This is a genomic window from Celeribacter sp. SCSIO 80838, assembly GCF_056498065.1.
In genome coordinates this window covers 2,629,464-2,644,969 of record NZ_JAZKMA010000001.1, presented here as the reverse complement: position 1 = coordinate 2,644,969, position 15,506 = coordinate 2,629,464, and the positions used below count along the sequence as shown (strand labels likewise).

Here is a 15,506-nt window from a genome sequence, read left to right as displayed (position 1 = left end):
TCAGGCGTAATTGATCCACACCGCTTTTTCGCGGGTGAAGGCTTCGAACCCGGCGCGACCCATGTCTTTGCCGAAGCCGGAGGCTTTGAAGCCGCCAGCGGTGTAGGTGAATTCCGGATCGCGCCCGTGCTGGTTGACGAAAACCATCCCGGCTTCGACCTTGTCGGCAACGCGCATGGCCTCCTGCATGTTGAGCGTGTGAACGGAGGCGGCGAGGCCATAAACAGGGTGCTGGGCCTCTGCGATGGCCTCATCGAGATCGGCGAAGCGCGACAGGTTCACGATCGGGCCGAAGAACTCCCCCAGAAAGCCGATGTTGTCGCGGGAGACATTCGTGAGCACCGTCGGAGCGTAGAAGTTGCCTTCGTTCACCGTGTCGAGACGCCCTGCCCCCGTCAGAACCTCCGCGCCTTGCGCAATGGTTTCCTGCACCATGCTGTCGATGCGGTCGAATTGCTTGGCGGAGATGATCGGCGCGAAGGTCGTGGTCTCGTCCCACGTCGGGCCCGCTTTGATCGCTTGCGTGCGTTCGAGGACTTTTTCAGTCAACTCGTCGGCAATACTGTCTTCAATCAAAAGGCGCGATGCGAGGGTGCAGACCTGACCACCATTCACCATGAAATTGTTGGCGACACGCGTCGCGACGGCATCCAGATCCCCGCACTTTTTTGTGACGATCTGCGGGCTCTTGCCGCCGAGTTCGAGGATCACCGGTTTGATGCCCGACTCTGCGGCGAGCTTCATGATCGCTTCTCCGGTTTGGGTCGAGCCGGTGAAGGAAATGATGCCGATGTCAGGGTGGCGGACGATCTCCGCGCCTGTCGTATGGCCGTAGCCGTTCACCACGTTGAACAACCCACCGGGAAGACCGGCTTCTGCCGCGCATTCCGCGAGGGCCAAAAGGCTGTGCGGCGTGATCTCCGAGGTTTTCATCACGACTGCGTTGCCAGCGGCGAGCGCGGGGGCGAATTTCCAAGCCGCGGTGATCATCGGGAAGTTCCACGGCACGATGGCACCTGCGATGCCGTAAGGTTCGCGTCTGGTGTAGCTCAGTGTGTTCTCACGGGTCGCCGTCACCGTCCCTTCGATCTTGTCGCAGAACTCGGCAAAGTAGCGCACGACGCCCGCGGTGCGGACCGCATCCCCGATGATCGCAGAGCGCCGTCTCGACGTGATGGACGGGCTGGTTGCCGACGCCGTCGAAAAGGGTGCAACTCTTCTGACAGGTGGCGCACGGATCGCGAACAAAGGCTATTTCTACGCGCCGACCGTCCTGCGTGACGTTCCAGACACCGCACGGATCATGTCAGAAGAACCCTTTGGCCCGATCGCGCCCTTCACCTCGTTCTCGGATTTCGACTCCCTGATGGAGCGCGCGAACTCCCTTCCCTACGGTCTTGCGTCCTTTGTCTTCACTCAGGACGGCGCCCTCGCCCGCAAAACAGAAGAAGAGCTCGAAGCCGGCATGGTCGGCGTCAACTTCATGGGCATTTCGACCCCGGAAACGCCATTTGGCGGCGTCAATGAATCCGGTGACGGATCGGAGAGCGGCCTCGAAGGGCTCGAGGAGTACATGCGCGTAAAATACGTCGCCGAACTCTAAGCCCCTCTCCTAACGAAGCACTGGCGGCATCACCCGATCGCTGCCAGTGCTTACTGTCCAAGTTCCTGAGCGAGCGCCTTATGTTTCGGCCATAGTGTCATGCGACACAGGGTATGTTTGGGATTTATATCGCACCTTCTCTGCGGGTTGCATGAATGGCGGCCTTGGACCGTTGACCGTTCGAAAAGACATGCTCATTCGCGTTGTGGCGGGCGGCGGTGCCGTAGCGAATACAGAAGATCGACAGCCGTTCCTCATACTCAAACTCGGAGAGCGCGCCCTGCGCAGTATCTATGTCTGGGCCAATGGCGTTGATTTCAAGCTGCGTATAGCTGAGGGAAAACAATGCGGTCTGTATTCAGGCCGTCGTGTCATCCCCTTGCTGACGCCAAGCGTTCACCGGCTTCGGCAAGCCGCTGTTCAACCTGCAACGATAGCGGGAACTCGACATAGAATGTCGTACCGACACCGACCTGGCTCTCATAGAAAATATCGCCCTGCATCTTCCGCGCCAGATTGCGCGAAATATGCATCCCAAGCCCCGATCCTTGCGTGGCGTGTTGACTGCTATTGGGAATCTGCTCGAAACGTCCGAAAACTTTATCTTCCATACCCTCGGGGATACCTTGTCCCATATCCTGAATGGACAAGCGCACGCGCCCTTGCCAGACCTCGATTTTCCCCTCAACGACACTGTCCTTGCCGGAAAACTTGATGGCATTCGACACAAGGTTGTCGATGATCTGGCGGATCGCAAACGCATCGCCTTCTATATAGGCAGGTTCAGTCGGCGTGCTGACGAGAGTGACGGATTGTTCCGATGCGAATGATCTGTTTTCGACGAGGCTGTCTTCCAGAAGCTGTCCCAACTCGACCGTCACATGTTCAAGCTTCAACGCATCGAGGTCCATTTTTTGCGCCAGAAGGATTTGATCAATCAGGCGTGACAGACGGATTCCGTTCCGGTGCGCGAGGTCGATCACGGAATGCATGCGCCCATCCAGCTCGCCCAAATGCCCACTGAGCGCCAGTGAAAGCGCGCCCTTGAGCGAGGTCAACGGTGTCCGCATCTCATGGCTCACCACCGACACGAAATCATCCTTTGTGCGCATGGCATCGTCCGCCTTTTTAAGAGCGGCCTGCAAAGATTCGTTCATGGCGATGCGCTCGGTCACATCGACGAATGTCACACTCCACCCCAGAGCGTCTCCATCCGGACAAAGCGGGTTTGTGATGCCCTGGACCCGCGGTTCATAATCCCGCTCGCCGATTTTAATATAGTCACCGCATTCACAAGGCTCAGATCGGCCCAGTTTTTGCAGGAACGCATTCAGTGTGGCGCTTTGCCCTTTGTCCAGCCCCCTTGTCCGCGCCGCAGTATTGGTCAGAACGACCTGCCGTCGCCTGTCGACCAGCACAATCGGCTCACTCATCGTATCGAACAGCACGGATTTCCCGACCGAGGTCATATCGATTGTCTTGTTTGTGGCGAGCAGCCACGAAAACGCGACAATGCCGAGTATGAACATAAAGCTGGTAGGGTCCTGCCCGAGGACCGTGAACCCCAGCCCGACATAGGCCGCATTCGCCAACACTGGCATCAAAGTCGTGATCGTCAACATGATCAACAATGGATACGCGCTACGTTTTGCGCGCAAGAACGCCTTCACCAGACAGACCAGACCGCATGCGACAAATGCATAGAGAACAGCAAGAAGGAGATAGAACCCCGGCCCGTGGATATAGGTGTTCTGATCTGTAGTGCCCGTGACCGGCAACACATCCGAATAGACAAGGTGATGCAGATGGTTCGTCGCGACAAAAACAACCGCGGCCAGAGGAACCAAAACAAGCGCGACGCGCGGCCACAACTTATCGATCATCATCTTGCTGCCAACAAATGACATAACAAATAAAGTCCACGCAACCGACAACAGCCCATACCCAAACCAGGCCAGTGTCGCCCATTGCAATTTGCAAACCGCAGAGGAAGAAGCGGCTTCAAAACCGACTGTGAGCAAAGCCCACATCCCACCGACAAATGTCAGAGCGTAAAAGTGCACTCCATTAAATTTTTGGGTTCTTAAAACCCAAATCAAATTGATGGCCGCAATAAAAACGAAACCCGCTACGCCTGCAAATACGGGGTCGGTCAGTGTGCCTTCGAAGCAATTCATGAAGTTTTCCTATCAACTCAGGAAGACAATACCACACCGTTTCATAAGGATGTGGTCAAACTTTGACGCTGCTGCGTCGATTTCGCTGCTTCTCATGCTTGGACTGCCCTGATTTCCGCCCCGTTTCCCTTCCGGCGCACAGTTCGCAATCGCACCCCTCTCTCAAGCCAAACGACCGGCAAGCGAGTCGTTTCGTCGACATGCACTCCCTGCTGTGCACCGGTCACAGCAACCGAAGCAAGTTGAGCCCCAACGAAACCCGCGACGACTCCCACATTACAGATGACCAATGGGTGTGCAAACCGTCAATTAAATGGAAACAATAATTATTAATTGTGATTATTGTTTCCATATTTTCTTGCAACTTAGAGTGGAACACAGCAAAGCTTGTGAGCGAACCAACGCACAACACACGCAATTCTGAATCCAATCGTGGAGGCTTGCCCTATGTCGTCATACGCACATGCCAAGAGGTTCCCGGCCGCAAAAAATGTCAGGCCAGAAACCGTTGATCGCTCAGCATGCGCGGATTGGAGCGCCTATGCGAAGGCCTATGATCTGATGTCGGACAACAACCCTGCATATCAGGCGCTGTTGGAGGACTTCGCGGCTTTCCTGGCGACGATCGAGCCGCCGAAACGGATCTATGACATTGGTGGAGGCACCGGCAATTACACAGCAATTGCGGCCCGCACCTTTCCGGACGCCGAAATTCATTTCGTCGAGCCCGACGCTGGCATGCGCGGTGCCGCTCAGTCGAAATTGGCAGCCTACGACAGGATCAAATATGACACCGTCGCGCTCGAAAGCTTTGATGCAAAGGACACCGCAGACCTGATCGTCTGCGTTCACGCCCTCTACGCCATGCCCGACCAGAAACAGCGGCTCGCGGATCTTCGCCGTCTCCTGCGTCCCGGTGGCCTGCTCTACCTTGTCGACCTCGGGCGGCCTCTGAATGTGGCAGATTGGCGCAAATACCTGTTTATGAACATAAAAAGTAAAAATGGTCTCCCCTCCGCGCTCCAAATCTTTTGGCATGGCAGAGAAGTCGCGAAACAAAACAAGGCCATCTTCGCTGCACAAAAGACGGGCGCCTATTGGACGCACACAGAGGAAGAGATCACGGCGGCGGTGACAGAAGCCGGTTTCGAAATTCTCCGGCAAGAGTCCGTCTATCGTGGTTACAGCGATCTTCTTGTGTGCCGTGCAAAGCCGTAGTCACACATCGAAAGGCAGAAAATGAACAAGCAAGTCACCGAAGTGCTGAAGCGCTCCCGGTACAAGGTGCTCAGCACTCCTGAGGAACTCGAAAGCGTCTATCGCCTGCGCTACAACTGCTACCGTGCCGAAGAATCAATCGCTCAGAACGAACGCGGCATCATGCATGACCCATTTGACGATGCCGAGAACTGTCTTCACGTCGGGGTCGAAGTGGACGGGCAGCTCGCGGCCTCGGTCCGGCTGCACCTGTTGTCGAAACTCTCGCAGGTCTCTCCGACACTGGAGGTCTTTCCAGAGGTTCTCGATACGCTGAAACGCGGTCAGACGGCGCTCGATTCAACGCGCTTCGTGACCGATCCTGCCGTTCGCCAACAACGTGTCCCCCTGCATTTCCTCGCGCTGCGTATCCCGTTCCTCGCGACCATGTTCTACGACATCGATGTGGCCCTTGCCGCCGTGCGCCCCGAGCATAGCCCATTCTATCGTCGCTACCTCGGCTATGATCTGGTGACAGAACCGCGCAGCTTTCCGCTGCTGAAAAAGCCGGTTCAACTGCTTACCGCGCAAATCAGGGAGCAGCGGGACACAGTTCTCAGACACACACCCGTGTTTGGTCCGATTGATGACATCCCGCAATCCAACATTGCCTTCCCTGACATGTCGGGAATTTACCAAGCGTCGCCCGATGCTGCATCTGCCGCCGCCTGACCGGCCCCGTTTGGAGCGAACACGTTTCTCAAAAACCGCGACCCTCGCCTTTTGGGAAACGTGCCTCGCTCCAGACCTTGCCTTCACATGTCCCATGTCCACGCAGCGGCACACAGCCCCTCCTCGACGAAGACGGCACCGGGACTGGTGTCGCCCACATCCACGACCACTTGCCAAACTTTCACCTCATTAAAACCTCTAAAAAGCCACAATTCCCTCTGAAATGGGATACTTTTGGCTTAATTGGGCTTTAAGGTCGTAGTACCGAATAGTGTCATGGACAGGATGATGAACCTAAAAGCACTGTGGGCGAGCCGGGGGGACTGGTTCAATTCCGCTGGCCAAGAACAGAATATCAAGGATTACATCGCACTCTCCAACCAACTTGTCCGGAAACGGCAGGCGAGTATGGCGGCGGCCGCCATTCTCGCGGCGATGTATTTCGATGCACTCTCAATCTTTGCGCTCTATCTTGTGGTTGCGCTGACCGAAGTGCTCGACCTGAAACTCGCGCGCGAAGCTCAGGATTGGGATGGCACGGACTCTGCCTTTGGTGAACGGATTCTCAAGCGCATCGTCATCAACACCGTCATCAGTGCGCTCGCGATCAGCGTTTTCATCATGAACATCGCAATTCAACAAACGCCAGAGGGGCATTTCACGCCGCTTTTCTTCCTGTTCTCTGCATCCATCTTTGCAGCAATGTACAACAGCCAGATGATGGGCGTCCTGATTTTGCGCCTTTCCATCTACGGCTTCGCATTTTTGTTCATCGCGTTTCTCGATGTGCTCCGTTTCCGCCCGCCCCTTGGGTCCCACATCTGGCTGGAATTCTTCACGATCATCTTCGTACTCTACTTCATCGGAGACATCGCCGCGAAGTTTTATCTCAACTACCAGGAGCGGCTCAGGCAGATGGACCTGATCAAAGAAGAAAACGAGCGCTCGAAAGCCGCCCTGGAGGCGAAATCGCGTTTTCTGGCGACCGTGAGCCATGAGCTTCGCACCCCTCTGACCTCGATCATCGGGGCGGTCGATCTTATCAAAAGCGGAAAAATCGGTTCCCTGCCCGATACGGTCGGGCCGGTGATGGAGATTGCATCCCGGAATGGGTATCGCCTCGCCGCCCTGATCGAAGATCTTTTGGATATGCAAAAAGTCGAGGCTGGTGAGATGGTGTTTCATTTCAGGCCGACAGATGCCAACGACTTGCTCTCCGAGGCTGTCGACTCCATCTCTGGCTATGCCAGCAAACTGGGCGTCCACGTCACCTCCCAGCTCTGTTCAGAGGCATGCCTCATATCGGGAGACCGCGCCCGGCTTATCCAGGTGTTAAGCAATATTCTCTCGAACGCCCTTAAATTCTCGATCGAAGGCGGAAGTGTGACGGCACGTGTGGAACATGTCGGCCACCACATCCGCATCTCGATCCAAGATGACGGCCCCGGGATTCCAGAAGGAGTCAAAGACCGGGTTTTCGGCAAGTTCACCCAAGTGGATTCGTCCGATATCCGCAAAGTGGGCGGCACGGGGCTCGGGCTCTACATCTCGAAGCAGATCGTCGAGAGCCACAACGCGCGCCTGGACTACGTGAGCGAATTGGGTGTCGGCACAACGTTCTACCTGGATTTCGATCCGTTGAGAGACGAAGAGGGGTCCGACCAGAACCTCACCGCTCTGCCTGAAACGGTCTGAGAGCGCCCCCTTAAGAGCGATATGGCCCCCTGCACTCTTGGCGGTATCTGGCCAAAAACATGGCCCATAACGCGCCAGTGTGGAATTCGGGCCAAAGATTTCCCAAATCAGCCCCAAATCGGCCCCAATCTGGGGCGAAAAACAAGTCGGGTATACAGGCAACACAAACTCGGAATGACAATGAAAATCTTTGCAGTTTCAAACGACCCCATGGTGCTGAACCTCGTCGCGCATTTTCTGGGGATCGCCGAGCATCACAACGACAACGCAGCGCCTTCGTCTGTGAAAGCACCGACTGTCGATTTCCGCAGATAAGTGACCTTGCGGGTGTGCCAATCCATCATGGCGACCAGATCGAGGAACCCGCGGCGCATCAGTCGGCGGAGCCGTTTGCACACCAATATACGAGCCAGCCGAGTCAGACTGCAAAGTCCCCGCCGCGTCGGAAACCCTCCATAGGAGATCCGAAAGCCGTGATGGCCATGGCGCTCACGGCTCCAATGACTTCTGCCGTCTGTCGTCGCACCGTTTCGGGATCATCGCATCCCCCGTCCCGCAGGCAGCGCTCCCAAAACCACGCCCTCTTCACTCCTTGAAACTGGTCCAGATGGACACGAACCAGCTCTATGACGAGAGGTGGCAGATCAACATCAGGGTCCTCGGTCCGCACAACAAGCGACGTGAGAGATGCCCGTCCGGTCGGAGCGATAAGGCCATGTTCCATGGATACCGCTCCTCTCTACTGGACCAACCTCGACTTACCAGCCCTACTCAAGTTTGCAGATTGCCGGTCTGTGTCATCCCGGACGCCATATAGCCCCCATCCACAGTCAGAACCTCGCCATTGACAAAGGACGCGGCGGGGCTTGCGAGATAGGCTACGGCTTCTGCAATATCTTCTGGCTGCCCGAGGCGGCGGGTCGGAGTCATGTCCAGCACACGAGACCATGTTTCCTCGCTATAAGCGGCGCGTGTCATCGGCGTCTCGATCACCCCAGGTGCAATGGCATTGGCAGTGATGCCACGCGCGCCGAGCTCCAGCGCAAACTGCCGGGTAAGACCCAGAATGGCGGCTTTCGAAGTGCCATAGGCGGTACGCCCGACACCGGCCCGCAGACCGGAGATCGAGGCGATATTGATGATCCGCCCATAGCCACGCGCCGCCATGCCGCGTGCGATATACTGGCTCACGCAGAAAGTGCCGGTGACATTGACCTCCATGACCTTGCGCCAGCTTTCATGGGAAAAGTCCAGCAACGGCTCAACCAAAATCAACCCGGCGCTGTTCACGAGAATGTCGATGGGACCAAGTTCGTCTTCGACTTTGGCAACCGCATCGGGAAGCGCGGCGGCATCCGCGACATCGAGGGCGAGAGCAAGGGCTGTGCCGCCCTGTGCGGCGATCTCGCGGGCGACAGCTTCGGCGGCCTCAAAGCGCAGATCGGTGACGGCCACACGGGCCCCCAACGCTGCCAGCCGCAGAGCGCTTGCCCGCCCGATGCCAGAACCGCCGCCGGTGATGAAGGCGATGCCGTAATCCGTTCGTTGTGTCATGGGAAATCTCCTGAGTTATCGGGCCATCATGGTGTCGGGCAGCCAGGTGATGATGGACGGGAAGGCGAAGAGCAGGACAATGGTGACCATCTCGATCGCCACGAACCAGAGCGCGCCCCGAAACACATCAGGCAGAGGTGTCTCTCGGTCGATGCCCGCGATGACGAAACAATTGAGGCCCACGGGCGGGGTAATCAGCCCGATCTCACACATTTTCACGCAAAGGATGCCGAACCAGATCGGATCGAAGCCAAGTCCCGACACAGTAGGAAACACGATGGGCAGGGTGATCACCATCATCGAGAAGGCATCGAGAAACATGCCGAGCGGGATATAGAGCAAAAGGAGCACCGCGACGATCAGATGGGGCGGAATGCCGCTTTCGGTGATGGCGCCTGCGATCATCTGCGGCACCTGCACGAGGGTCAGGAAAAAGCTGAAAATGCCCGCGCCAATCATCGTGAAAAGGATCATCACCGTGGTGGTGGCGGTCGAGCGGAAGCTTTCGGAAAGCGCATGGCTCAGACGCCCGCGCGCCGATTTCGCGAAGACCAGCATGAGCAAGGCGGCGAGCGCACCGATGGCACCGGCTTCGGTCGGGGTGACGAGACCGAGGTAAATCCCGCCCAGCACGATCACGAACAGGACGAGCACCTGCCAGGCCTGCGTCGTCGAGGACAGCCGCTCGCCCCAGGAGGCCTTGGGCGCGCGGGTGGAGTGATGCTGGACCCGGTGGCCGATCAGGGCGACGCCGATCATGAAGGCGACCGTGGTGATCAGGCCCGGAACGAAGCCCGCAATCAGCATTTTTCCGGCGGAGACCTCGGTCAGGGCTGCATAGAAGATCAACAGGACGGAGGGCGGGATCAGCACGCCCAGCACGCCACCTGCGGCCACGGCCCCGGCCGCGAGGCGCGGATCGTAGCCCTTCTCCTTCATCTCCGGGATGGCGACCGCCCCCACCGTGGCCGCCGTCGCCACCGAGGACCCTGAGGTCGCAGCAAAGCCCGCCGAGGTCAGGATGCTCGCCATCGCCAGCCCGCCCGGCAAGTGCCCCACCCATTTGTTGGCGACATGGAACAGCCGTTTGCCAACCTGCGCATGATGCGCGAAAGCCCCCATGAGGATGAAAAGCGGGATGACCGTAAGCGCGTAACTGGCAGTATGGCTGAAGGAAAAGGATTTGAGCCGTGCCAGCAGGAAGCCCAGGTTTTCCACCATGACGATGCCGAAGGCGCCGGAAAGGGCCAGTGCGGCAAAGACCGGGGTCCCCAGGGCCATGAGGAAAAAGATCAGCCCGACGGCGAGCAGGGTGATGAGTGTCACATCCATTGTCGATGTCCTGTGAAATGCAATGTCGCGGTCCCGGCGGCATGCGCCGGGACCTTTTCTGGGCACGCCCGGCTCAGTGCTGGGGCGTGTCCCCCGCAGCGGAGGGCGCAGTGTCGATATGCGGCAGCTCAATCTGCTTGAGCGCAATGCGCAGGCTGTGCAGGGCGGCTTGCAGCGCGGCAAACCAGAGCCCTGCGGCCACCGCGATCTTGGCCCACCAGATCGGCACCTGGAAATAGCCCCAGCGGAATTCCCGGATCGAGAAGGAATAGGCCGCCTCCTGTGTTGCGGGCCAGGCCAGCATCAGGAACGTCAGCGCGGCAAACAGCCAGGCCAGTGCCGTGCAACCGCGTGAAAACGGTCCGGGCAGCGCATCGGTCATCATGGTGACACGGATGTGGCCGTCATCGAGCAGGGTCGCGCCCAGCCCCATGAAAACCACCATCACCATGGACATTTCCGTCATCTCGAACAGCCCGGGCACGGCGCGCCCGAAGGCGGCGCGGGCCACCACATCCACTGTGATGGCCACCATCATGAAGGCGAGGAACCCCAGCGCCAGCCATGATGTGATCCGGGCGATCCCGTCGAGCAGGCGGTTCAGCCACGCCAGCATCGGTTTACAGACCCGCCGCGATTTCGACCGGGCGTTTCATCGTCCCGGTGCCCGCGTGACGCGCGATCGCCTCTTCGACCACCGCTTGCATGGCCGCCCCGTCGATACCGTTGGGCTTGGCCACGGTCTCGATCCACTTGTTGACCTGTGCGGGTTGAACAAGCGCCTTGGTCCGGGCCTTTTCCGCGTCCGAGAGCGAGGAGAGCACAACGCCTTCGGCCTGCGCCTTCTGAACGTAATCGGCCAGCACCTTGTTGTAGATCTCGGCGAATTTTCCGCCATAGAGCTCATCGGCCAGATCGGTGCAGATCTGTTGCTGTTCGGCGGGCAGGCCTTCCCAGACGCGGCGATTCATGATCGTGACGGCGGGGGCGTGCGGACCGTCGCCGATGTCGTAGAAATTCGGCGCGATCTCATGCAGCTTGTAGGCGACGGCGGTGACGAAATCGAAGCCGTAGACCCCATCGAGAACCCCGCGTTCGAGCGCCTGATAGACCTCGCCCGCCGCCATCGGCACGGCAATCCCGCCGAGGCTTTCGATCACATCGGTGGCGACGCCGTAGCCGCGGATTTTCTTGCCCTTGATGTCGTCGATCGAGGTGATCGGATCGCGCATCACCAGAGGCGCATAATTCCAATTGGTCCAGTAGAGCACCTTGCTGCGATGACGCTCTTCCCATTCCTGCCGCAGCGGCGCGAAATTCTCGTAGACGTCGCGGCACACGAGTTGCAACTCATCCGCGCGCTCCATGCGGAAATACCATTCAAGACCGCGTGTGACCGGCAGTTCGGCCTGATAATAGCCCGGTGCGATCAGGGTCATTTCGCTGGTGCCGTCGCGCACCGCGCCGAGATGTTCGCCAACCTTGTTGAGGCTTCCGGCCCAGTAGTATTTGACGCCGATCTCGCCATTGCTGCGATTTGCCAGTTCTTCGAGGAACCAGCGGTCGACCCAGGACGGTCCCGCGGTTTCGCTCACATAGCTGTCGAATTTCAGCGAGGTTGCCGCATGGGCTAGACCGGGCAGACCCGAGATCAGCCCCGCGCCTGCGAATGCTCCTGTGGATTTCAGAAAGTCACGTCTTTTCATGGGTATCTCCTCCGTTGGTGCCGGGCTCCTCCTGCCCGGAGATGTTGTGTAGTTATGCCGGTGTCGGCGCATGTCCCGTGCGCGTTCTCAGCGCAGTTTTCAGAACCTTGCCGTAGCTGTTCTTCGGCAACTCATGGACGAACTGGTAGCGTTTCGGACGCTTGAAAGCGGCAATCTGCTGGCGGCACCAGCTGTCGAGCTCAGGCGCGCTGGCGCTCTTGCCGGGTTCGAACACGACATAGGCCACGACCTGCTCTCCCCAATCCGGTTCCGGCTCACCGACCACGGCGATCTCGAACACGGCCGGATGGGCCAGGATCGCCTCTTCGACCTCACGCGGGTAAATATTGGTGCCGCCGGAAATGATCACGTCCTTGGACCGGTCGGTGAGGTAGAGAAAACCGTCCTCATCGAGATGGCCGAGATCGCCCGTATGAAGCCAGCCGCCCTCAAGCGCGGCAAGACTGGCCGCCTCGTTCCGCCAATAGCCGGTCATGACGGTTGGCCCCTGCACACAGATCTCCCCGGTGTGGCCCGCAGGCAGAGGCTCTCCGTCGGTTCCAAGCACCGCCAACGTCACCGCACCTTGGGCAATGCCCACGGAGGCGCGCCGCGCCTGCCAGCGGGGATGGCTCTGATCGGCGACCAGATCGCGCGCCAGCACCGAGATCGTCATCGGCGTTTCGCCCTGACCGTAGATCTGTACAAAACGCGGACCGAAACAGGCGAGAGCTTCGTCGATGTCATGGGCATACATCGGACCGCCGCCATAGATGATCGTGCGAATGCCCGTGCCGTCGTAGCCCTGTTGCTTTGCTGTCGCGATCAGGCGCTTGACCATCGTGGGGGCCGCAAAGAACACGAGATTGCCGCGGGTCTTGGCGAGCGCGATGATCTCATCGCTGTCGAACCCGTGGGAGGCGGGAACGAGATGCGCGCCCCCTGCCCGAATCTGTGCGAACATATAGAGCCCCGCGCCATGCGACATCGGCGCGGCGTAGAGCATGTGATCCTCCGCCCGGGCCGCATCCACGTCGAGCGCATAGCACAGGGTCATGTGCCGCAGGTTGTCATGGCTGAGCATGACGCCCTTTGGCGTCCCTGTTGTGCCGGAGGTGTAGAACAGCCAGGCAAGTTCCTGTGCTCCAACCGACTTGGGCGGCGTGAGTGTGTCCAGCTCAGGCACCGGCGCAGCGAGCCTCGCCTCGGCGACATCCTCCTGCGTCGCGAAAACAGTGCCGCTCTCCGTCAAGGTCAGCGCCGCCCCTGAATCGCGGATGATCCACTCGGCTTCACGGGCATGCAATTTGCAATTGACCGGCACGACGACGGCCCCGAGCCACCAGCAGGCATGCAGCACCTCGATGTACTCGGGGGCATTCTTGGCGAAAATGGCAACCCGGTCGCCCTTTTCGATCCCATGCTCCGCATGCAACCAATCTGCCCGATTGCAGACGGATTGCATAAGTTCTGAATAGGTCTGGCGCAGGCTGTCGCCGTGATAGAGCGCCGGACGACAGGGCCATGACAAGGCGGTCTGATACAGCCAATTTGCGATATTCATTGTCTTCACAATTCCCGGATCATCTTCAGGCGCGATCGGCTTGCATAATCGTCGCGTAGTTGGCGACGGCTGCGCCACCCATGTTGAAAGCGAGGCCCCATTCCGCACCCGCGCGCTGAATGTCTCCCGCACGTCCGGTCAGTTGCCGGAAGCCCAGAGCATGCATCGACACGCCGGTGGCGCCGACCGGATGGCCTTTGGCCTTCAGCCCGCCAGACAGGTTCACCGGGGTACGCCCGTCCGCATATACCGTGCCCTCATCAAGAGCCCTTACCCCCTGCCCCTTCGGCGCGAGTCCCATCGCTTCGTAGATCAGGAGTTCCGCCGGGGTGAAACAGTCGTGAACCTCTGCGAAATCCAGATCTGCGACCGTAATCCCGGCTGCGTCATAGGCCGCGCGAATGGCGCGCTCCGGCCCTTCGAAGGCCACGAAATCGCGGCGGCTCATCGGCAAGAAGTCGGACACATGTTCGGCGGCGGCAATCCGCACGCGGGCAGCTGCATCCTCGGCATGGGCATCGGCAGCGCTCAAAACGATCGCAGCGGCACCGTCCGTGACCAGAGAGCAATCACTCAATCGCAGAGGCGGTGCGATCAGCGGATTTCTCTCGCTCACCTCGCGGCAGAACTCATAGGTCAGCGGCTTGTGCATATGCGCCAACGGGTTTTTCATCGCATTCTCATGGTTCTTCGCCGCAATGCGCGCCATCGTGTCCAGCGGATCGCCGTAGCGCGCCTCATATTGGTCTGCCGCAATGGCAAAGACTTGCGGAAAACTCAGAGCTGCCTCGTTCGCATCATTTTGATACCCCGCCCCGGCCAGAGCCGTGGTGACATCTGCCGTCGACCGATGTGTCATCTTTTCTGCCCCGACGACAAGGACATTGCGTGCCCGACCTGCCCGGATGGCGTTCAGTCCGGCATGAATCGCGGCCGCCCCAGAGGCGCAAGCGTTTTCGCACCGCGCGGCAGGGGTATAGCGGAGGTCGGGATGCGCCTGCAAAACGAGCGAGGAGGCAAACCCGTCCGGGACAAGCCCGGAATTGAAATGACCGAGGAAAATGGCGTCGATCTCAGAAGGTGGGATCTGCGCTTCCTCAAGAGCTTCGCGCGCCGCCTCAACGATCAGCGTTTCGAGCGTGGCCTCGAGGCGACCGAACCGGGTGTGGCCGGAGCCGGTGATATAAATTTCATGGGTCATGTTACGTCCTCCCACATCAAGCGTGCTGCAAAAAACACATGGCAGCTATCCGTGGAACTACGTATAAATATACGTACTCCCTACGTAGATGCAGATGCAGAGAAAGGAAAACCCGATGGATTTCGACCGAATATCGGAGGCCGACCTCAACTTTACGGGTTTCATGGATGCTCCGATCGGCCTCATGGTCCTGTCAAATCGCAAGATTCAGCGTGTGAATACGGAGATAGAGCGCATATTCGGTTGGACCCGCGACGAGCTTGAAGGGCAATCGATCCGCATCCTTTACCCCTCCAGCGTCGATTACGAAAAGACAGGCACCCGCTGGCGGCGCTGGCTGGACGGTCGTCCGCGCTACACGGACGAGCGCTTCATGCAATGTCGCAGCGGTGAGATCATCTGGACCCGAGCGTCAGGCCGGACCTTGACCCCGACCGATCCCTTTCGGCTGATGGTCTGGACGTTCGAGCATCTGGAAAATCGACCGCCGAATTCCGCCACATTGACGCCCAGAGAGCGCGAGGTCGCCCGACATATCGTGAATGGCTTCACCAGCAAGGAAACGGGACTGGCAATGGGAATTTCCCCCCGAACCGTAGAGGTTCATCGCAGCTCCGTGATGAAAAAGCTGGGGGTGCAAAACGCGGCGGAACTCGTTGCGAAGATGATTGTACAGAATTGACGGGCGCATTCACCGCGCTGCGCGAATAGCGGCAATGCGTGACTGTGAGCCTCCCCATCTGCA

14 protein-coding genes are annotated in these 15,506 nt (G+C 58.8%); 5 read left to right on the top strand and 9 right to left on the bottom strand.

All coding sequences use genetic code 11. The features are described from left to right. Entirely contained in the window at positions 1-1,119 is a 1,119-nt protein-coding gene (locus V1475_RS13190) for an aldehyde dehydrogenase family protein (RefSeq protein ID WP_479413107.1), read from the bottom strand. A gap of 10 nt (positions 1,120-1,129) precedes the next feature. Between V1475_RS13190 and V1475_RS13185 the strand changes: the two genes are divergently transcribed. Then, a complete protein-coding gene (locus V1475_RS13185; protein WP_479413106.1) occupies positions 1,130-1,603 on the top strand; it encodes an aldehyde dehydrogenase family protein in 474 nt (157 codons plus the stop codon). 124 nt (positions 1,604-1,727) lie between these two features. Here V1475_RS13185 and V1475_RS13180 read toward each other — a convergent pair whose 3' ends face one another. Both V1475_RS13180 and V1475_RS13175 read right to left on the bottom strand, forming a co-directional pair. Continuing rightward, positions 1,728-1,949 carry a hypothetical protein gene (locus V1475_RS13180; protein ID WP_479413105.1) on the bottom strand — a complete coding sequence of 74 codons (222 nt, stop codon included), beginning with the start codon at positions 1,947-1,949 and terminating at the stop codon, positions 1,728-1,730. Positions 1,950-1,974: 25 nt separating this feature from the next. Continuing rightward, entirely contained in the window at positions 1,975-3,780 is a 1,806-nt protein-coding gene (locus V1475_RS13175; RefSeq protein WP_479413104.1) for a sensor histidine kinase, read from the bottom strand. 447 nt (positions 3,781-4,227) lie between these two features. Here V1475_RS13175 and V1475_RS13170 point away from each other — a divergent pair, with 447 nt between their 5' ends. The 3 genes from V1475_RS13170 to V1475_RS13160 all read left to right on the top strand — a co-directional run bounded on the left by V1475_RS13170 (position 4,228) and on the right by V1475_RS13160 (position 7,404). Next, positions 4,228-4,998 carry a class I SAM-dependent methyltransferase gene (locus V1475_RS13170; protein ID WP_479413103.1) on the top strand — a complete coding sequence of 257 codons (771 nt, stop codon included), beginning with the start codon at positions 4,228-4,230 and terminating at the stop codon, positions 4,996-4,998. Positions 4,999-5,019: 21 nt separating this feature from the next. Beyond that, complete coding sequence (locus V1475_RS13165; protein ID WP_479413102.1) at positions 5,020-5,709, top strand: N-acyl amino acid synthase FeeM domain-containing protein; 690 nt, start codon at positions 5,020-5,022, stop codon at positions 5,707-5,709. Between the two features lie 276 nt (positions 5,710-5,985). Then, complete coding sequence (locus V1475_RS13160; protein ID WP_479413101.1) at positions 5,986-7,404, top strand: sensor histidine kinase; 1,419 nt, start codon at positions 5,986-5,988, stop codon at positions 7,402-7,404. A 771-nt stretch (positions 7,405-8,175) separates the two neighbouring features. Here V1475_RS13160 and V1475_RS13155 read toward each other — a convergent pair. From V1475_RS13155 to V1475_RS13130, 6 genes are all read right to left on the bottom strand, one after another. Continuing rightward, positions 8,176-8,958: an SDR family NAD(P)-dependent oxidoreductase gene (locus V1475_RS13155; protein ID WP_479413100.1), complete on the bottom strand. Its 783-nt coding sequence runs from the start codon at positions 8,956-8,958 to the stop codon at positions 8,176-8,178. Between the two features lie 15 nt (positions 8,959-8,973). Next, positions 8,974-10,290 carry a TRAP transporter large permease gene (locus tag V1475_RS13150; protein WP_479413099.1) on the bottom strand — a complete coding sequence of 439 codons (1,317 nt, stop codon included), beginning with the start codon at positions 10,288-10,290 and terminating at the stop codon, positions 8,974-8,976. A 73-nt stretch (positions 10,291-10,363) separates the two neighbouring features. Then, positions 10,364-10,906 carry a TRAP transporter small permease gene (locus tag V1475_RS13145; protein ID WP_479413098.1) on the bottom strand — a complete coding sequence of 181 codons (543 nt, stop codon included), beginning with the start codon at positions 10,904-10,906 and terminating at the stop codon, positions 10,364-10,366. Between the two features lie 4 nt (positions 10,907-10,910). Beyond that, the gene (locus V1475_RS13140; protein ID WP_417264455.1) at positions 10,911-11,996 is read right to left on the bottom strand and encodes a C4-dicarboxylate TRAP transporter substrate-binding protein; all 1,086 of its coding nucleotides are present in this window, start codon (positions 11,994-11,996) and stop codon (positions 10,911-10,913) included. Between the two features lie 52 nt (positions 11,997-12,048). Continuing rightward, positions 12,049-13,560 (bottom strand): class I adenylate-forming enzyme family protein, encoded by a 1,512-nt coding sequence (locus V1475_RS13135; protein ID WP_479413097.1) that lies wholly within the window; start codon positions 13,558-13,560, stop codon positions 12,049-12,051. Positions 13,561-13,585: 25 nt separating this feature from the next. Continuing rightward, positions 13,586-14,761: a thiolase domain-containing protein gene (locus V1475_RS13130; RefSeq protein WP_479413096.1), complete on the bottom strand. Its 1,176-nt coding sequence runs from the start codon at positions 14,759-14,761 to the stop codon at positions 13,586-13,588. A 115-nt stretch (positions 14,762-14,876) separates the two neighbouring features. Here V1475_RS13130 and V1475_RS13125 point away from each other — a divergent pair, with 115 nt between their 5' ends. Beyond that, complete coding sequence (locus tag V1475_RS13125; RefSeq protein ID WP_434287368.1) at positions 14,877-15,443, top strand: LuxR C-terminal-related transcriptional regulator; 567 nt, start codon at positions 14,877-14,879, stop codon at positions 15,441-15,443. The last annotated feature ends 63 nt before the right edge of the window (positions 15,444-15,506 follow it).